Origin of the sequence: Peribacillus sp. NJ4 (assembly GCF_030348345.1) — a bacterium.
Lineage (GTDB): Bacteria > Bacillota > Bacilli > Bacillales > DSM-1321 > Peribacillus.
On record NZ_JAUCFQ010000006.1, the window covers coordinates 117,933 to 135,433 of the forward strand.

The 17,501-nt window shown below is 41.5% G+C and carries 15 protein-coding genes; 6 read left to right on the forward strand and 9 right to left on the reverse strand.

Annotation, left to right across the window (positions count from 1 at the left end; all coding sequences use genetic code 11):
* Positions 1 to 12 precede the first annotated feature (12 nt).
* Positions 13 to 537, reverse strand: coding sequence for a YtxH domain-containing protein (locus QUF94_RS26725; protein WP_289318709.1), 525 nt, complete (start codon positions 535 to 537; stop codon positions 13 to 15).
* A 167-nt stretch (positions 538 to 704) separates the two neighbouring features.
* Here QUF94_RS26725 and QUF94_RS26730 point away from each other — a divergent pair, with 167 nt between their 5' ends.
* Together QUF94_RS26730 and QUF94_RS26735 are read left to right on the forward strand one after the other, a co-directional pair.
* The gene (locus QUF94_RS26730) at positions 705 to 1,169 is read left to right on the forward strand and encodes a MarR family winged helix-turn-helix transcriptional regulator (RefSeq protein ID WP_289318710.1); all 465 of its coding nucleotides are present in this window, start codon (positions 705 to 707) and stop codon (positions 1,167 to 1,169) included.
* Complete coding sequence (locus tag QUF94_RS26735; RefSeq protein WP_289318711.1) at positions 1,170 to 4,286, forward strand: MMPL family transporter; 3,117 nt, start codon at positions 1,170 to 1,172, stop codon at positions 4,284 to 4,286. It begins immediately after the preceding gene.
* A gap of 116 nt (positions 4,287 to 4,402) precedes the next feature.
* Here the strand turns inward: QUF94_RS26735 and QUF94_RS26740 are convergent, their stop codons facing one another.
* The 4 genes from QUF94_RS26740 to nagA all read right to left on the reverse strand — a co-directional run bounded on the left by QUF94_RS26740 (position 4,403) and on the right by nagA (position 7,859).
* Positions 4,403 to 5,125, reverse strand: coding sequence for an SIS domain-containing protein (locus QUF94_RS26740; protein WP_289318712.1), 723 nt, complete (start codon positions 5,123 to 5,125; stop codon positions 4,403 to 4,405).
* Between the two features lie 83 nt (positions 5,126 to 5,208).
* Positions 5,209 to 5,931 (reverse strand): GntR family transcriptional regulator, encoded by a 723-nt coding sequence (locus QUF94_RS26745; protein WP_289318713.1) that lies wholly within the window; start codon positions 5,929 to 5,931, stop codon positions 5,209 to 5,211.
* Between the two features lie 15 nt (positions 5,932 to 5,946).
* Positions 5,947 to 6,681, reverse strand: a complete 735-nt coding sequence (gene nagB / locus QUF94_RS26750; protein WP_289318714.1) for a glucosamine-6-phosphate deaminase — start codon at positions 6,679 to 6,681, stop codon at positions 5,947 to 5,949.
* Entirely contained in the window at positions 6,681 to 7,859 is a 1,179-nt protein-coding gene (gene nagA, locus QUF94_RS26755; protein ID WP_289318715.1) for an N-acetylglucosamine-6-phosphate deacetylase, read from the reverse strand. Before nagA ends, nagB begins: the two co-directional genes overlap by 1 nt.
* 305 nt (positions 7,860 to 8,164) lie before the next feature.
* On the opposite strand from nagA, the gene nagE reads away from it, so the two are divergent.
* Complete coding sequence (gene nagE / locus QUF94_RS26760) at positions 8,165 to 10,075, forward strand: N-acetylglucosamine-specific PTS transporter subunit IIBC (protein WP_289318716.1); 1,911 nt, start codon at positions 8,165 to 8,167, stop codon at positions 10,073 to 10,075.
* A 349-nt stretch (positions 10,076 to 10,424) separates the two neighbouring features.
* On the opposite strand, the gene QUF94_RS26765 is transcribed toward nagE, so the two are convergent.
* The 4 genes from QUF94_RS26765 to QUF94_RS26780 are packed head-to-tail and all read right to left on the reverse strand — an operon-like array spanning position 10,425 to position 14,275.
* Complete coding sequence (locus QUF94_RS26765; protein WP_289318717.1) at positions 10,425 to 11,246, reverse strand: ABC transporter ATP-binding protein; 822 nt, start codon at positions 11,244 to 11,246, stop codon at positions 10,425 to 10,427.
* A 15-nt stretch (positions 11,247 to 11,261) separates the two neighbouring features.
* The gene (locus tag QUF94_RS26770; protein WP_289318718.1) at positions 11,262 to 12,284 is read right to left on the reverse strand and encodes a FecCD family ABC transporter permease; all 1,023 of its coding nucleotides are present in this window, start codon (positions 12,282 to 12,284) and stop codon (positions 11,262 to 11,264) included.
* Positions 12,277 to 13,284: a FecCD family ABC transporter permease gene (locus QUF94_RS26775; RefSeq protein ID WP_289318719.1), complete on the reverse strand. Its 1,008-nt coding sequence runs from the start codon at positions 13,282 to 13,284 to the stop codon at positions 12,277 to 12,279. Before QUF94_RS26775 ends, QUF94_RS26770 begins: the two co-directional genes overlap by 8 nt.
* A gap of 22 nt (positions 13,285 to 13,306) precedes the next feature.
* Complete coding sequence (locus QUF94_RS26780; protein ID WP_289318720.1) at positions 13,307 to 14,275, reverse strand: iron-hydroxamate ABC transporter substrate-binding protein; 969 nt, start codon at positions 14,273 to 14,275, stop codon at positions 13,307 to 13,309.
* 487 nt (positions 14,276 to 14,762) lie between these two features.
* On the opposite strand from QUF94_RS26780, the gene QUF94_RS26785 reads away from it, so the two are divergent.
* The 3 genes from QUF94_RS26785 (at position 14,763) to QUF94_RS26795 (ending at position 17,483) form a co-directional block, all read left to right on the forward strand.
* A complete protein-coding gene (locus QUF94_RS26785) occupies positions 14,763 to 15,632 on the forward strand; it encodes an alpha/beta hydrolase (protein WP_289318721.1) in 870 nt (289 codons plus the stop codon).
* A 190-nt stretch (positions 15,633 to 15,822) separates the two neighbouring features.
* The gene (locus tag QUF94_RS26790; protein WP_289318722.1) at positions 15,823 to 16,032 is read left to right on the forward strand and encodes an MbtH family NRPS accessory protein; all 210 of its coding nucleotides are present in this window, start codon (positions 15,823 to 15,825) and stop codon (positions 16,030 to 16,032) included.
* Positions 16,029 to 17,483, forward strand: coding sequence for a DHA2 family efflux MFS transporter permease subunit (locus QUF94_RS26795; protein WP_353957644.1), 1,455 nt, complete (start codon positions 16,029 to 16,031; stop codon positions 17,481 to 17,483). The genes QUF94_RS26790 and QUF94_RS26795 overlap by 4 nt, the downstream gene beginning before the upstream one ends.
* Positions 17,484 to 17,501 lie beyond the last annotated feature (18 nt).

A 17,501-nucleotide genomic window follows, 5' to 3' on the forward strand; every position in this document is an offset into this window, starting at 1 on the left:
TTTTTTTAAATATTAAAAGTTGGATGAAATGGATTTTTTATTGGATAAACCTGATTTGGTAACGACTTCATCACTCTCTTTTTCACCTTTTTTATTATCGGATTTCAATGATTGTGATGGCGTTTCTTTCAGTTGTTTACCGGCAACGACCACTTTTGAACTGATGTCTTTTAATTCACTTGTTGCGTCCTTAGCTGTACCAAGGGCATTAGTGGAGATATCCTTTACTTCGGAAACATTACCCACCACGTCTTCATTGACAGTTTCATATAAGGTTTCAACGTCGTTGATGGCTTCTTTAATCGTCTCTGTTGCCCCTTTGACTCCTGATACCATCTGTTCCTTCATTTCGCCGGGATTTTCCTTGACCTGTTCAATCATATTCATGGAGTTGTCTTTTAAAAGGACGGCTGAACGCTTCACTTTATTTCTTGTGTTGGAGTCAAGCAAGGTTAACGCACCACCAACAAGTCCCCCGATTAGAATCCCTTTTAATAGTTTGCTATTCGTTTGAGTTTCGATAGTTGTTTGAGTCATTTATATTTCCTCCTTAAGTATAGTAGATTGTTTGCTTACTTTGGTTTTCCCTTATTTACCATAAGTTAAACTGGAAATAATAAACTTTCATGGGATTGACGAAATAAATAAAACAATAGTAAGCTACATATAGTTAAATGACTGAACTACTTTTGTGAGGTGTAACGATGACTAATGAAAAAGTTTCCGAATTGATTGATCGATATATGAAAGTCTCCTTCTATGTAAATAAGATGGGGGAACTTTTAATAAAAGATCAGATTTGTGATGTGCTGACGAACGAACAATACTATACTTTACGGTTCATTGAACAACAACGGTTATGTACTTCGACGGAAATCAGTGATGCCTTTTATATTAATAAGAGTGCCGTCACTTCCAATATCAACAGGCTGGAAGGCAAAGGATTGATAGAACGGGAACAGGACCTGGTTGACCGGAGGGTCTTTCACTTGAAGCTTTCCAAAGAGGGGAAAGCATTGTTACAGGAAACGGAAAATAAGATTCATAAATTGGTAGAGAGCATCATGACGAAATTCGATTATGAAGAGATCGTTAGATTCCTTGATACATATGAGAAGCTGGCACAAATTTTCATTCAAATGAAGAATGAGGAATGGGAGGAAATATAAATGAGGGGAATCATAAAGGGAAGATGGCTGGTCATTATCGCTTGGGTTGCAATTACGGCAGGTTTATTGTTTGCGGCACCGAATATGGCGGACCTTGTCCGGAATAAGGGACAGCTGGATGTACCGGCAGAGTATTCCTCTGGGATGGCCAATGAGCTAATGAAAGAGATCCAGGATAAGGATGAGTCACAAGTGGCTCTCGTATTTCATGGTGATAAGAAGTTGTCTTCCTCGGAATTGAAAGAGATTGAAATAGCGATCCAAAAGCTTGAAAAGAATAAAGCGGAGCTTGGCATCAAAGAGGTCATGACCCATTTTAATGAGCCCTCGCTAAAAGGCCAGTTGGTCTCGGAAAATGAAACCACGGTTTTGACATCCATCACGATGGTCAAGGGTGACCGAGAAGCTAAGGAAGTGATCGATTCCCTTTATAAAGAGTTGAAGGAAGTGGATGTCGAGCATTATTACACAAGCAGCTGGATGATCGATGAAGACCTTAATGCCAATTCCCAAGAAGGGCTGAAGAAAACTGAAGGCATCACGGTTGTCTTCATTCTGGCGGTATTGCTGATAGTCTTCCGTTCAGTGGTGACACCGATCATTCCGTTGGTAACAGTCGGCTTCACATATTTATGTTCACAATCCATCGTCTCATTCCTGGTGGATAAATGGGACTTTCCGATTTCGTCTTACACCCAAATATTCCTGGTTGGTATTTTATTTGGAATCGGGACTGATTATTGCATCCTGCTGCTTAGTCGCTTCAAGGAGGAGCTATCGTCACAGGAGTCCTTACCTGAAGCGATTATGGAAACATACCGAACTGCCGGTAAGACTGTATTCTTCAGTGGGCTGACCGTAATGATTGGCTTTGCGGCAATAGGTTTTTCTACTTTTAAGCTCTATCAATCTGCGGCGGCCGTTGCCATAGGGGTTTTCATTTTAATGATCGCCCTTTATACGATCGTTCCATTTTTCATGGCGGTTCTTGGCAAAAAGCTATTCTGGCCGGCAAAAGGGAAGCTTGCGCATAGTGAAAGTAAACTATGGGGAATGCTCGGTAACTTCTCCTTGAACCGCCCATTGTTGGCGCTAATGATCGTTGCAATCGTCTGTGTTCCTTTTTTGGTTATGTATGATGGGAAAATTTCTTATAACTCCCTTGAAGAAGCGGGTGATGATGTTCCTTCCATCATGGCATTTAATATCATTTCCGATGAATTCGGTCCCGGACAATCGATGCCAACACAGATTGTCATAAAAAATGACGAACGGATGGACTCGGAAGAATACGTCGCACTTGCTGAAAAAATCAGCCAGGAAGTCGTCAAGGTGGATGAAGTCGATGTAGTTCGTTCCATGACCCGTCCGGCAGGTGAACCGATTAAGGACTTATTTGTCGCGAATCAAGCCGAAACTTTGGAAAAGGGTATCGGGGAAGGAAATGAAGGCATTAAACAAATAAGTGATGGGTTAAAAACGGCAGGCAGTGAGCTTTCCGATTCAGGGCCGCGCTTGAAGCAAGCGACGGACGGTATAGGGGGTCTCATATCCGGGACCAATGAATTAAAAAGTGGCGTAGGTCAGGTCGAGAAGGCGTTAACAAGCATTGAAGCAGGCATACGCGATGGGTCTTCAGGGACTGGGGAGATAAAAAACGGACTGAATGAGGTCAAGGCAAACCTGGAGAAGCTCGCCACCGGAAGCGGACAACTCCTCGAAGGCTATAAACAATCAGCTAATGGGTTAAGTGAGCTGACAGGGGGATACAAAGAGATTCAAACTAACCTTACGGGCGTATCACAAAGCCTTGCTGGTTTAAATACTTCCTTTGAACAAATGGAAGCCACTCATCCAGAATTACAGGCTGATCAGTCCTATCAAACGATCAAGCAAACCGTACAAGGGGCACAGGGTGGCTTGGAGCCCATGGCAGCAGGCCTTTCCGAACTCAATAGGAGTCTTGGTACAGTGTCCGGCGGTTTGAATACGGCGAACCAAAGTATGGAAAATATCGTAAAGGGTCAAACCTCTCTTGGGGAGGGCCTGAACCAATTGATTTCAGGTGTTGACACTTTACAAAGAGGTCTAAGCACCATGGCCAATGGTCAGGGGGAAGTCATAAATAATCTGTCAGGATTTAAAGGAGGACTTACCAGCTTAAGTAACGGGCAGCAAGAACTCCTTAATGGTTTTTCAAGCCTCGGCGGGCAACTTACTGATTTGACAGATGGATTGAATGAAAGTGCGGATGGACTGAATGAAGTCCATGATGGACTATCATCTGCACAAGGTTATTTATCAGGGCTGGCAAAAACGGATAAAACGGTAACAGGTATGTACATTCCAAAAGAAGTAGTGGAAAGCGAAGAATTCAAGGAAGCATTGAACGCGTATTTATCTGAAGATGGTAAGATCATGACCATGGATGTGGTATTCAAGGCGAATCCATATTCCAATGAAGCAATCGAGCAAATCGATTCGATTGAAGCAACCGTTGAAAGAGTAACGAAAGATACAAAGCTAGAAAATGCGCAAGTGGCGATAGGCGGTATCACAAGTACGCATCATGACTTGGGAATGATGTCTGAGGAGGATTTCTCACGGACGGTCGTTTTGATGCTGTCGGGTATCGCAATCATTCTCTTTTTCATGCTCCGATCCCTGGTCATGCCGATCTATTTGATTGTGTCGCTCGTTTTGACTTATTATACAGCGGCAGCCATTACAGAGTTGATTTTTGTTAATATTCTCGGTTATGCAGGCATCGGCTGGGCCGTTCCTTTCTTTGCATTCGTCATCTTGATTGCTCTTGGCATTGACTATAGCATTTTCTTGATGGATCGCTTTAACGAATGGAAAGATAAGCCGGTCAAGGAAGCAATGTTACTATCCATGAGGAAAATGGGAACGGTGATCATCTCGGCAGCCGTAATTCTTGGCGGAACTTTTGCTGCCATGATGCCAGCAGGGGTATTATCGCTATTGGAGATTGCCACTTTAATATTGGTGGGGCTTGCTTTATATGCGTTTGTCATATTGCCACTGTTTATTCCAGTGATGGTTGCGACGTTTGGAAATGCGAATTGGTGGCCGTTTTTAAAAAATAAGGAATAAAGGGAAGTACCCTTAAACTAAAGAAGGCATCCGCATGGATGCCTTCTTTAATATTTCATCATGACTGCTTTATGAGGAACATAAAAGCTTATGTATTCCTTTTTGACTAAGCCGATTCACAATTGGGGGATTCTTGTTTTATATTTCGCGATTATCTTTTGATTGTGTTCATCTGCCCCTTCGATATTACTGCTTAGGAATACGGGAGGGGTCTCCCCCGATTCAATAATCGTTTGGATGACTTGCGTAAAAATCATATTGAGGAGAACGGCCCCGATTACGGTCGATCCAGAACCAAAAGATATATTATTTGATTTCAGTAATGTGTCACCTTTGGAAATATGATTATCTATGACCAAATCAACGACATCGTGAAGATAATGCTTCTGTGTATGCCGTGAAAGACAACTTTTTGCATATTCCGGTGATGTTAGTCCAATGACAAAGGCCCCTTTTTCTTTTGCGATTGTCGCGACATCAATGGGAACGGGATTCACGCCAGATGATGAAATGACGATACAGACATCACCAGGACGGATATCCTCATCATGCATGAATTTCTCTGCTAGGTCATTTTGCCGTTCAAGTTGGGAGGACCTTGATGCACCTTTAAAAAGCATCAAATCTTCAACGAAAATAGGACGAATCGCGGCTAACCCACCTGCCCGGTAGAATACTTCTTCCGTCAAAATATGAGAGTGTCCGCTTCCGAATAAATGGATGACTCCATCCGACATCACTGCTTTTGAGATATGTTCCACGGATTTCTTAATTGAATGCTTTTCCTCTTCTCCCACAATTGTGAGTAACGCCTGCACTTCTTCAAAGTATGAGTTCATATATGTGCAACCTCCGATTTACCTTTGGCATTAAAGACTTTAGTAATGAAATTTGCCCTTTTTGTATATCCAAAACATTCAAGTTATCTGGTTATGGTGATAGTGAACTTATACCTGTCCGCACGATAAGCCGATTTAACATATTCAAGGGGAGTTCCATCTATTAGGAACGTATTCCTTTGAATGAATAATATGGGTGAGTGCTTTGGAATCGCTAAATGGGTGACTTCTAATTCAGATGCAATCGAGGATTCCAATGTTTGTGTAGCATAGTCTATTTTAAGTTTTGCGTAATTCTCCACATATTGGTAAAGGGAATGGTTAATGATTTCTTCCGTTAACCCTTTAATTAAATTAGCAGACATGTACACGGTCTCGAGTGCCATTGGAACATCATCAGCCAACCGAATGCGTTTTATTTCATAAACGGGTGCATGAAGGGAAATGAGCAATTCACTGGCAATTTTCTTATCAGCCGGAATGATTTCAAAACTCAGCAGCTTACTGCTTGGATTTAATCCCCTGGCCTTCATATCCTCTGTAAAACTGGTCAATCCATTGAGCTGCTGCTCCAACTTTTTATCGGCAACAAAGGTTCCCCTGCCTTTTTGACGGTATAAGTATCCGTCATTAACCAAGTTATTTATGGCTTGCCGGACGGTCATTCGGCTAATTTCGAACTGCTCCGCATATTCACGTTCAGATGGAAGGGCATTGTGCGCTTGGAACTCACCGTTTTCTATTTGTCTTTTTATTTGTTCTTCGATTTGAAAATAAATCGGAAGAGGTGAGTTTTTATCAATCATCGACTTTCGCTCCTTTTAGGGAATTATCACTCCGGATAACGCTTTTTGGTCTACGATAATTGTAACACTATTATGTTTTTTTAGGATAGATGCAGGGAATTCCTCTGAAATGTCACCGTGTATCAATTTCTTTAAGGTTTCGGCTTTTTCTTCACCGGATATCAGCAGCAGAATTTCTTTACTCTTCATGATTGTTGAAATGCCCATCGTAACGGCATGTGTGGGAACTTCGTCTATGGAGTCGAAATAACGTGCATTCGCCTGGCGCGTTGAATCTTCAAGTGTCACTACATGTGTACCGGATGTGAAAGAAGTTCCAGGTTCATTAAAACCAATATGGCCATTTTGCCCAATACCAAGTATCTGAAGGTCGATCCCTCCCACGGAATCAATCATTTCGTCATACCGTTTACATTCTCCAGAGTTGTCATCGGCTGTGCCATTCGGAAGGTGAGTGCGCTCTTTATTTATATTGATGTGAGTGAATAAGGAGTCATCCATATAATAATGATAACTGTTTGGATCATTTGGACTTAAGCCGATATACTCATCAAGATTGAAAGACGTTACATTTTCATAAGAAGTATCATTGCGCACGTGATCTTCAATCATATTATCGTACATCCCTTTAGGGGTACCGCCTGTTGCAAGGCCCAATTTGATATCCGGATTTCCTTTGACTTTTCCGATTACTATTTCAGCTGCTGTCCGGCTCATTTCTGCATAGTCCTGCACTTTAATGATATTCATTATACATTCTCCTTTTTAAAAGCTAAATTACCTCGACAGAACGTCATTTCAACGTCCAATCGGTCATTCAATATTACAAAATCGGCGTCTTTGCCGACTTGGATGCTTCCTTTTCTGTCAAAAATCCGAAGCTGCTTGGCAGGGTTTTCTGCCGTCATTTTTATAATGTCAGTCATGGAACAATCGGTATATTTTAAGGTGTTTTTAATGGCATCGTTCATTTTCAATATACTGCCGGCTAGTGTACCGTTTGAAAGCGTTGCTTTCGTTTCGTTAACATACACAGGCTGACCACCTAAATCATAGGTACCTTTTTCGAGCCATTTGGCACGAAGCGAGTCCGTTATCAAAATCATGCGTTCACTGGTAATTTGGTTATATGCCAGCTTCACCATTTCCGGCCTGCAGTGAATGCCGTCAGCAATAAGTTCAACATATAGCTCGTCTCGAAGATAAGCAGCTCCCAAAACACCAGGTTCGCGGTGATGGAGTCCCCGCATCCCGTTATAAAGATGTGTAACGTGGGTAGTCCCTGCTTGGATTGCTTCATCAATTTGGTCATATGTTGCATCTGAATGTCCAATGGAAGCGACGACGCCAGTTTTCCTTAAGTGAGCGGCAAGATCTAATCCGTTTGGTTGTTCAGGAGCAAGCGTTACAAGCTTGATTTGATTTCCGGCCATTTCCTGCCATCTTTTAAATAAAGTGACATCAGGGTCAATGATATGCTCTTCAGGCTGTGCTCCTTTACGAACCGGTGAAATGAAAGGACCTTCTAAATGAATCCCAACTATTTCAGCGTGTTCTTGTGTTTGACTTTCGATATATTCACCAGCATTAAGAAGTGCTGATTCAATGGCTTGGGTAGATTGAGTCATTGTAGTGGCCAGAAAACTGGTGGTCCCTTCTTTGGGAAGAGTCTCTGCCATTGTGGATAATGCTTCATGTGTGGCATCCATTGCATCGGAATTGGATGCTCCGTGAATATGAATGTCAATCGCACCGGGAATTACCTGATAATCCGGCGAAAGAGTAATTACCTTGGCATTATCGTCCTGTTTGTATTGGCTGACTGGACCAACTTCGGCAATTTTTCCATCCACGACTTTAATATACCCATTTTGGTATGTTTCCTTTTCGCTATGGACTGTTAGATTATTAATAATGAATGTTTTCATACATAATCTCCTTTATGAAAGTAAAACTTAATGAATGAGTCATGTCTCATATATTTTGCCCTCATTTTATCGTTTTTATTAAAGGTTGTCTAGACCAGTTAGGGTTTATCATGAATAAAAAAGATATTTTCGCTTTATTTTCGAAGAAAATAGTATGTTTCCAAGTAAATTGGTATAGACATCTATATATTTTATGTGCTAGTATAAGCCAAAGAAAAGTTATTATATTGATAAAATGAAAACGCTTTATACGTCTTTTCGTTCTGCTGAATTAAAAGAAGTTAGGAACAAGGGAGATGAGTTCGATGTTAAATTTTTTACAAAAGATTGGGAAGGCTTTAATGTTACCGATTGCTGTTTTGCCAGCAGCGGCTTTATTGCTCCGTTTAGGGCAACCTGATTTACTTGATATTCCATTTATGGCTGCCTCGGGACAAGCTATTTTTGATAACCTTGCCTTATTGTTCGCTTTAGGTATAGCGATTGGATTATCCAAAGATGGAAGCGGTGCTGCGGCATTGGCAGGTCTTGTTGGTTACTTTGTTTTAACGAATGGTACAAAAGCGATTAATGAAGATATTAACATGGCTGTTTTAGGCGGTATTATATCGGGTATAGTTGCCGCTCTTCTATATAATAGATACTCCGACATAAGACTCCCAGAATGGCTTGGATTCTTTTCAGGGAAACGATTCGTCCCGATTATCACTTCGCTTGCGATGATTATACTTGCGGGAATATTCGGTTTTGTTTGGCCGCCGATTCAAGACGTAATCAATAGTGTTGGAGACTGGATTACAGGTGCAGGGGCATTGGGTGCCGGAGTATTCGGCGTATTGAATCGCTTATTGCTTCCAGTAGGATTGCATCATGTCTTGAATAGTATGGTTTGGTTCGTTTTTGGTGAATACAATGGAGCGACAGGTGATATAAATCGTTTCTTCGCAGGGGACCCGACAGCTGGTCCCTTCATGACCGGCTTTTTCCCGATCATGATGTTCGGTCTTCCAGCAGCAGCATTAGCAATGATCGCAGCTGCTAAGAAAGAGAAACGTAAATTGGTGACGGGGATGCTTGTTGGGTTAGCTTTCACTTCTTTCTTAACAGGAATCACTGAACCGATTGAATTTCTGTTCATGTTCATCGCACCAGTATTATATGTAATACATGCCCTTTTAACCGGTGTCTCTCTGGCACTCGCCGTTATATTGGATATCCATCATGGTTTTGGATTCTCCGCAGGAGCCATTGATTATTTCTTGAACTTTGGTATTGCACAAAAACCACTTTGGTTAATACCAATTGGATTGGTTTACGCGGCAGTTTACTTCGTGATTTTCTATTTTGTCATCAAGATCATGGATTTAAAAACACCTGGCCGTGAAGACGATGAAGAAGATGTGGAAGAAGAAACTATTGTGAAAACAGGGGATAAATATACCGATATGGGATCGCTTTTCATTCAAGATCTTGGCGGTAAGGAGAATATAAAGCTAATTGATAACTGTGCAACACGCTTACGTTTACAAGTTGCCGATTCAGGTAATGTGAATGAAGCCGCCTTAAAAAGGCATGGTGCGCGTGGTGTCATGAAGTTGAATAAATCAAGTGTGCAAGTCATTGTTGGAACGAATGTTGAATTCGTTGCAAATGCAATGAAACAACTTGTCAAGAATGGCGTCGACCCAAACCAAGTGAAAACAGGTCCATCTGCACAAGTGGCAGAGGAAAGAGTGGAAGAAAACCAAGCTTTGGGTGCGAATGACTTTGTCCTTCCGATTGAAGGAACCGTTTTACCGATAGAAGAAGTTCCCGATCAAGTGTTTGCGATGAAAATGATGGGGGATGGCTTTGCTATCGAGCCAGTCAATGGGAAACTAGTATCCCCAATCGATGGGGAAGTGCTAAGTATCTTCCCGACAAATCATGCACTGGGATTGAAAATGGATAATGGTCTGGAAATTCTGATCCATGTTGGCTTAGATACAGTTAAATTAAATGGAGAAGGGTTTACATCTCTTGTGCAAGAAGGTCAAAGGATAACAAAAGGAACACCTCTTTTGGAAATTGATTTAGAGTTCATAAAACGGAATGCCCCATCAACGGTCACTCCTATTATATTCACTAACTTACCTGAGGGAACGGCAGTGAAATTGCAAAAGTCAGGGATGCAGAAACAAAATACAGCAGATATCATCCAGTTGGAAAAACTATAAAAAAAGGGGTGCCGACTTGTCGACATCCCTTCAGACTGTAGACAAACTCGACGAAAAGCGAGTTTGCCTGCAGTTTTTTTTATGGCTTGTACAATTTGGATGTTGATTTCCGCTCAAGAAACTCGCTTTCCGCGGGCGGTCGTGAGCCTCCTCGGCTTGCGCCTGCGGGGTCTCCCCTAGACGCGCTTTCCCCGCAGGAGTCTCGCACCTTCCTCTCCAATCAACTATGTTATAAAATTTAGATGGAAACCATACCTGAGAAGTTGGAGGTGTTGGTTTGGGTCAGTTGATTTGGGAATATCATTTGATGAAATATACGTTTTCCGAACCACTTTTAGAAGCACAACTTTTAATTGGATGAAACGGCTTCTTGATAAACTTCTTGCTGTGATAAATTGTCATAACCAAAACAAACGGGAGCCCCATTGGCAGGATCTATCATGACCCTTGCATTAATACGAAAGACTTCTTCTAAAACGGCTGGTGTAATGATTTCTCCCGGGGTTCCGATTTTAACGATTTCTCCTTCCTTCATCGTTATGATTTCTTGTGAAAACCGAGACGCATGATTGATATCATGCAGTACCATCACGATGGTTTTTTTTTGTTCCTTGTTAAGTCTCTCAACAATTTGTAAAACTTCCAGTTGATGAGCCATATCAAGGTAGGTGGTAGGTTCATCTAGTAATAAAATCTCCGTTTGCTGTGCTAAAGCCATTGCTAGCCAAACCTTTTGTCTTTGACCACCGGAAAGATTTGCGATCTGCCGGTTTCGAAAAGAAAGGGTTTTTGTGATATCCATGGCCCATTCAATCGTTTCTTTATCTTCTTTCGTTAGTTTATTTACATTATTGCGGTGCGGATACCTTCCATATGAAATAAGTTCCTCTACCTTCAATTGTGCTGGTGCAACCGGGTTTTGGGGAAGTAAAGCCAAGTGCTTGGCAATCTGTTTGGTATGGATCTTATGTAATTCCTGACCTTGCAAATAAACGCTTCCGCTCTTTTGTTTTAGAATACGGCCTATTGTTTTCAGTAATGTGGATTTTCCACATCCATTCGGACCGATGATGGTCGTGACCAGCCCCTTTTTTATTTCCAAATTCAAGTCTTTGAATACCGTGAATTTCTCGTAATTCGTTTCCAGATTTTCCATACGGAGAATACTCACTTATCATCTCTCCTTCTATGCTTTTGCTTTAATTAATAAATAGAGAAAATATGGGACACCAATAATTGAAATGACTATCCCAACTGGCAATTCAGCGGGTGCAAAAACGGTTTTTGCGATAAAGTCGGATAGGATGACTAGTAATGCGCCGACTGCCCCGGATACGGGGATGACTTGATTGTGATGGATTCCTACAAGATGCTTGGATATGTGGGGAGCCATTAAACCTACAAATCCAATATTGCCCGATACGGAAACACAGGCGCCCACTAATCCAATGCTACAGAGCAAGAGGATGATTGTTTCCCTTTCCACTGAAATCCCCAAACTTTTTATACTCGATTCTTCCAATTGATACAAATCCAGTAAATACGCTTTTTTCTTAATGATGGGGATCAAGATTATCATCCAAGGTAACATGGAAGCGATGTATTTCCAATTAGCATCATAGATCGTTCCTGAGAGCCAAACCGTTGCCATTTCGAAATCCGTGGAATTCATTTTTAATGATAAGTATAAGGAAAGGGCTCCAAAAGCTGAGCCAATGGCGATACCGGTCAATAAAAGCCGACCCGTATCGAGTGTCCCATTTTTCCACGAAAAAAGGAAAATCAATAGGGCGGCCAAAAGACCGCCAACCAACCCGAACAACGGTAAGCTCATAATGGAGAACCAATCCGGACTGCCGTTATGACCTTGATAGAAAAACATGAAGATGACAATGGCCGTACCAGCCCCGGCATTAATACCCAAGATCCCAGAATCGGCCAATCCATTTTTCGTCACGCCTTGGATGACGGCTCCGGCAATTCCTAAACTCAGTCCCACCAAACCGGCGATTACAATGCGGGGGAGCCTGAAATCAAAGATGACCAAATCATAATCGGACATTGGATTCACCCTGAATAAAGTCTGAAAAACAGCTTTGACGGTCATGTCGAATGTACCGGTTATTAAGCTAAAATAACTTGAAACAACGATTAAACATAAAATGATTGTCATCGTAATGGAGAATCGCCATCGTGAATTCTTATCCATTCTTTTCTCCTCCTCTAGTTCTGATTAAGTACAGGAAGAAAGGGATGCCAATCAAGGAAGTAACGACTCCTATGGGGGTTTCGAATGGGTAATTGACAAACCTGCTCAATACATCGCACAGAGCTAAAAAAACGGCACCGATTACACCTGCACATGGAATGACCCACTTATAATCTATCCCAATTAAAAAACGGGTAATGTGAGGAATGATAAGCCCAACAAAGCCGATTTTCCCTACTAGGGCAACGGCAATTCCCGTTAAACATATGACGGAAAGGAGGGCCGCTGCTTTTACCAGCTTTGTGCGTTGACCTAAATTGATTGAAATTTCATCGCCTAAAGATAAAATGGTAATCGACTTAGAAATGCATAGAGCAAGAATGATTCCCACCATCCCACAAGGAATCGCCAATTTTAGTACATTGGGATCGATCTGGTGCAACTTGGAGTTATACCAAAAACTTACATTTTGGGAAATTTGGAAATAGGATGCTATGGCAGCCGAAATACTGCTTAGAAATGTCCCGATGACGGTTCCGATTATGGCCAATCGAACGGGGGATAATCCATTTGGAAGCAGCGATCCAAAACCAAATACAATCCCGGCCCCCAATGCAGAACCAATCATGGAAAAGAGGATCATTTGGAAAGAAGACATACCCGGAGCAAAAACCATACAAAGTGTAATCATGAAAGCTGAGCCATCAGTCACTCCCATAATTGAAGGGGATGCAAGATAATTTCTTGTCATCCCCTGCATGAGTGCTCCTGATATGGCTAGAAATGCCCCAACGAGGAGGGCACCCAAAACTCTAGGCAAGCGAGAAGCCATAATGATGGTATGGTCGACGTTACTAGAGTCATAGTGGAAAATCGCATTCCATACCGTTATGGAATCTATATTTTTGGCACCGTATAAAATGGACAAAACGATCGATATACAAATTAATAGAGGTGCCATACAAAGAATTATTATTGGTAATGAATTTGTTTTTGCCATATCATTCAACGCACCTTACTGTTTATTTAGCTAATTTTTCCGTGGCGGTCTTCAGGAAAGCCGTTTTACTCCAAGCCGTTCCGCCTTGAGCAAGAGGATCAACCGAATTAACAAACACTTTATTATCTTTTACTGCCGTGATGCTCTTCCAGATCGGGTTATTTTGCAGTTCTTTTAAAGCTTCAGGCTTTTGGGCATTTTCACTTTCCGTGAATTGTAAGAAGATATAGTCCGGGTCCAGTTCCGCAAATTTTTCTAGTGAAATCATTTCTTGTGCTTTAATTGGCTTTATTTCTTCAGGGATAGTCAAGCCTAAATCTTTATATATAACTGGGTTGAAATACACATCCTCAGGATAAAGGAAGAGGCTGCCGTTCCTGATTCTCACTACTAAAGCCTTTTTATCCTTCAGTTTTTCACCAATTTCCAGTTTTGCTTTTGCGGCATCATCATTATATTTTGTAATGATTTTTTCTGCTTGATCCTTTTTACCTGAAAGGCTGGCCATTAACCGCAGGTTGTCTTCCCAGTTTGTCGAAATATGTGAATAAGGGAATGTTGGCGCCACTTTTTCCAACTTTTCTGTCACATTAGCTGGAGATTTAGAAGACCACATGATGACATCAGGTTTCATATCCAGAAGGGTTTCATAGTTCGGTTGCATTTTTTCACCGATCGACTTAGCACCTTCGAGGTCTTTCGCTAAATATTCAGGTATTTCCCCACCAACAGTAACAACACCAGAAGGTTTAATCCCTAATATCGCTGCATCTTCCATTGATTCCAAACTTGCAGTTACAATATTGGTCACCTTGGCTGGAATTGTATATTCTTTATTCAGGTAGGATATGGTCTGTGTTTCTTTTTTAGCGGAATCCGTCACTTTGCTTTTTTCTGAAGCATCGCTTGAAGTCTTTTCGGCATTGCCGCAAGCGCCGAGTCCTAAACTGAATACTGTTGCCATACCAAGTACGAATAATTTCTTTTTCATTTGTCGATTCCCCTTTTTAGATTTATAGAATATAAATTTATCGCTTCTTCACGGTTCCCACAGATAAATCTTTATTTGTTAAGATCGATTTTTTCACTTCCTTTACCAGCTAGGTTGCAAAATAAAGATACAATATTTTTATGTAGTAGTTGATAACGATTATCATTATCACTTTGACATGCTTAAATATATAATTAATTTTCTTTTATTTCAAGAATAATTTTCCAAAGTAATGTTTTGGGATATTTCAAAAGGGCATGAAAACCAGGGTGAAAAGGGAAGGGAAAGCTCTTTTTTGTAAAATGATAGGAAAAAATTATCGGTGTATAGTTGATATATTTATTGAGAAAGATTATCATTATCAATGTCATGGTAATCTTTCTCAATTACATTCTTTTAAACTAGGCTGATATTAAGAGATTAAATCACTTGAGAAGTGAAAAATAAATAAAATTACTAGTATTAGAGGTTGGGGGAATTCATTTAGATGATGCATAAAAAAGTGGACAAAGGCGTAATGGATAAAACTACTGCCAGTACAGAGGTTACGATCAAAGGAACCCAACAGTTTCTCATGGAGTCGAGTACTGGGAAACGTGAATACCAAATCTTTGTATCAAAGCCATTGGAAGAGCCGCCACCCTCGGGATATCCAGTCATTTATTTGCTGGATGCCAATTCTGTATTTGGAACGATGGTTGAGGCGGTACGATTGCAATCTCGCCGGCCGGAAAAGTCAGGGGTGGTTCCCGCCATCATTGTGGGTATTGGGTATGCCACCAATGCACCATTTTCTTCTGAACGTTATTATGACTTCACTCTGCCCGTTGCGGTTAGCGCGTTACCTGTAAGACCAGACGGAAGTCCATGGCCTTCGCATGGAGGAGCGGAAAACTTTCTGAAATTCATAGAAGAGGATTTAAAACCGGAAATCGGTAAAAGATTTAAGGTCGATCACAATAGCCAAACGCTCTTCGGGCATTCCCTTGGCGGCCTTTTCACTTTATATGTTCTTTTTGAAAATCCGTATGCTTTCCAAACATATATAGCTGGGAGCCCATCTCTTCATTGGAACAAAAAGTGGTTCCGTGAGGAGGAGGATAGGTTTCTTTTCCGATTGAATCAAGGAAATGGTGATATTTCCTTATTGCTTGGCGTGGGGGAGCTGGAAGGCACCCATAAAAGCGGCATGAACGAAAATGCTTTGGAATTATCAAAACGATTATCTTTGAAGGATAGCGGAGTCAATGTTCAATTCAAGGAGTTTGAAGAGGAAGGGCATCTTTCAGTCTTGCCACCTTTGATTAACAGGGCCTTACGTTTTGCTTTGAAGAGAAATGTGCCTGGTAAGGAATAGGTCTTTCTCAGTAAATCCATGGAAGGCACTTGACCATTAAGTTATAAATATATATCATTACCTGTAGATTATAGTTGATAATGATTATCATTATTAGTTGAAGATGCAGCGTGCTGAAATTGGCTAGGAGATTGCTAACAAACATTCACTATCAAGAATTTGAAAAAATTATGAAGGAGGACAATAACTGATGACCAACCGTTTCGTGAATGAAAATGGCATCTACAATGAATTTATAAATGAAGAAGGTCGGCATTCCCTTTGGCCCGCCTTTTTGGTTATTCCAGAAGGCTGGTCCGTGATATATCGAGAGGATTGCTGGAAATACATCAACAAAAAATGGATGGATTTGCTGCCCAATAGTTTAAAACTAGTTGCCAGCAGTGATGGAACACAGTGAAATCCAAGATACAGTTAGACCCTAAAATAGTAGTGAGCATCGTTTATGTCATAGCGATGTTCATGGTTTCGATGGACGGGACGATTGTCAATGTGATCCTGCCAACGATCAGTAATGAATTTAACCTTGATCCCTCTTCAGCCAGTGGCATTAATGTTGGATATTTAGTAAGCCTGGCTGTATTCCTTCCGGTAGCTGGTTGGCTTGGGGATCGTTTTGGAACCAAGAAAATCTTCTTGATGGCATTGGGTGTCTTTACGGCAGCCTCCTTTTTATGCGGATTCGCTAATAATCTTCAAACCTTGAACTTGTTCAGGGTTTTGCAGGGGGCAGGAGGCGGGATCCTGACACCAGTTGGAATGGCCATATTATTTAGAACGTTCTCTGTTGAAGAACGCCCAAAGGTTTCCCGTTCCCTTGTGCTCCCCATTGCATTCGCACCAGCTGTTGGTCCGATTGTTGGCGGATTCCTTGCGGAGCAGCTGTCTTGGCGTTGGGCATTTTATATAAATGTCCCTTTCGGAATTATGGTCCTGTTATTCGGTGTATGGTTTTTAAAAGAACATAAAGAGCCAACTGCTGGCAGGCTGGACCTTCCAGGATTTTTAATGTCAGCTGCAGGCTTTTCCATGTTGATGTATGCAATGAGCTTAGGACCATCTAAAGGATGGGACTCCCCAGTGATTATGTATACAGGTTGTATCGGTGTAATTCTTGTTTGCTCATTTATTCTATTGGAGCTGCGTGTTAACGAACCGATGCTTGATTTGCGTTTATTATCCGATCGATTGTTTCGGACATTGGGCATCATTTCATTATTTTCAATGGCGGGCTTATTGGGGATGCTCTTCGTGTTCCCGTTAATGTATCAAAGTTCGCTTCATGCTTCGGCTTTAGAAAGCGGGCTGACGACTTTCCCGGAAGCTATAGGTTTGATGGTGGCCTCCCGGATGATGCCTTGGACTACGAAGAAACTGGGCATACATCAGGTGATCCGGATAGGGTTGCTTGGTACAATCATCATTTATACATTGATTAGCATTGTCGGGCCGACAGCCAACCCCTGGTTTCTTCGTGCCTTATTATTTAGCGTCGGTATATGTTTGGGACATACTGTTGTGGCCGTACAGTTTTCCACTTTCACCAATATCAACTCGGCTTCGATGGGAATGGCGGCTACATTGTTCAATGTCCAAAACCGGATTGGCTCTGCCATTGGTGTAGCCATCCTAGCCAGCATTCTGGGGGCAGTGGGAACTAGCTCGATAGGAACAAATGGGGAGCAGCATGTTAATTTAACTTCCTATCAATTTGCTCTCCTCGGTTCTGTGGCTTTGCTCGTCATAGCCCTATTATTTGCGATGCGTTTGAAAAAGGATGATTTTAAGGCCAAGATACCGAAACAGCATATGGCTAAATCCCTAGATGTAAAACAGGTGAGAAGCGGATAACGGTGATTTTGCCAGTGA

What these genes read in the sequence shown, in the direction of transcription:
- QUF94_RS26725 (WP_289318709.1), bottom strand. Translation starts at nt 537, where the DNA reads ATGACTCAAACAACTATCGAAACTCAAACGAATAGCAAACTATTAAAA.
- QUF94_RS26730 (WP_289318710.1), top strand. Translation starts at nt 705, where the DNA reads ATGACTAATGAAAAAGTTTCCGAATTGATTGATCGATATATGAAAGTC.
- QUF94_RS26735 (WP_289318711.1), top strand. Translation starts at nt 1,170, where the DNA reads ATGAGGGGAATCATAAAGGGAAGATGGCTGGTCATTATCGCTTGGGTT.
- QUF94_RS26740 (WP_289318712.1), bottom strand. Translation starts at nt 5,125, where the DNA reads ATGAACTCATACTTTGAAGAAGTGCAGGCGTTACTCACAATTGTGGGA.
- QUF94_RS26745 (WP_289318713.1), bottom strand. Translation starts at nt 5,931, where the DNA reads ATGATTGATAAAAACTCACCTCTTCCGATTTATTTTCAAATCGAAGAA.
- nagB (WP_289318714.1), bottom strand. Translation starts at nt 6,681, where the DNA reads ATGAATATCATTAAAGTGCAGGACTATGCAGAAATGAGCCGGACAGCA.
- nagA (WP_289318715.1), bottom strand. Translation starts at nt 7,859, where the DNA reads ATGAAAACATTCATTATTAATAATCTAACAGTCCATAGCGAAAAGGAA.
- nagE (WP_289318716.1), top strand. Translation starts at nt 8,165, where the DNA reads ATGTTAAATTTTTTACAAAAGATTGGGAAGGCTTTAATGTTACCGATT.
- QUF94_RS26770 (WP_289318718.1), bottom strand. Translation starts at nt 12,284, where the DNA reads ATGGATAAGAATTCACGATGGCGATTCTCCATTACGATGACAATCATT.
- QUF94_RS26775 (WP_289318719.1), bottom strand. Translation starts at nt 13,284, where the DNA reads ATGGCAAAAACAAATTCATTACCAATAATAATTCTTTGTATGGCACCT.
- QUF94_RS26780 (WP_289318720.1), bottom strand. Translation starts at nt 14,275, where the DNA reads ATGAAAAAGAAATTATTCGTACTTGGTATGGCAACAGTATTCAGTTTA.
- QUF94_RS26785 (WP_289318721.1), top strand. Translation starts at nt 14,763, where the DNA reads ATGATGCATAAAAAAGTGGACAAAGGCGTAATGGATAAAACTACTGCC.
- QUF94_RS26790 (WP_289318722.1), top strand. Translation starts at nt 15,823, where the DNA reads ATGACCAACCGTTTCGTGAATGAAAATGGCATCTACAATGAATTTATA.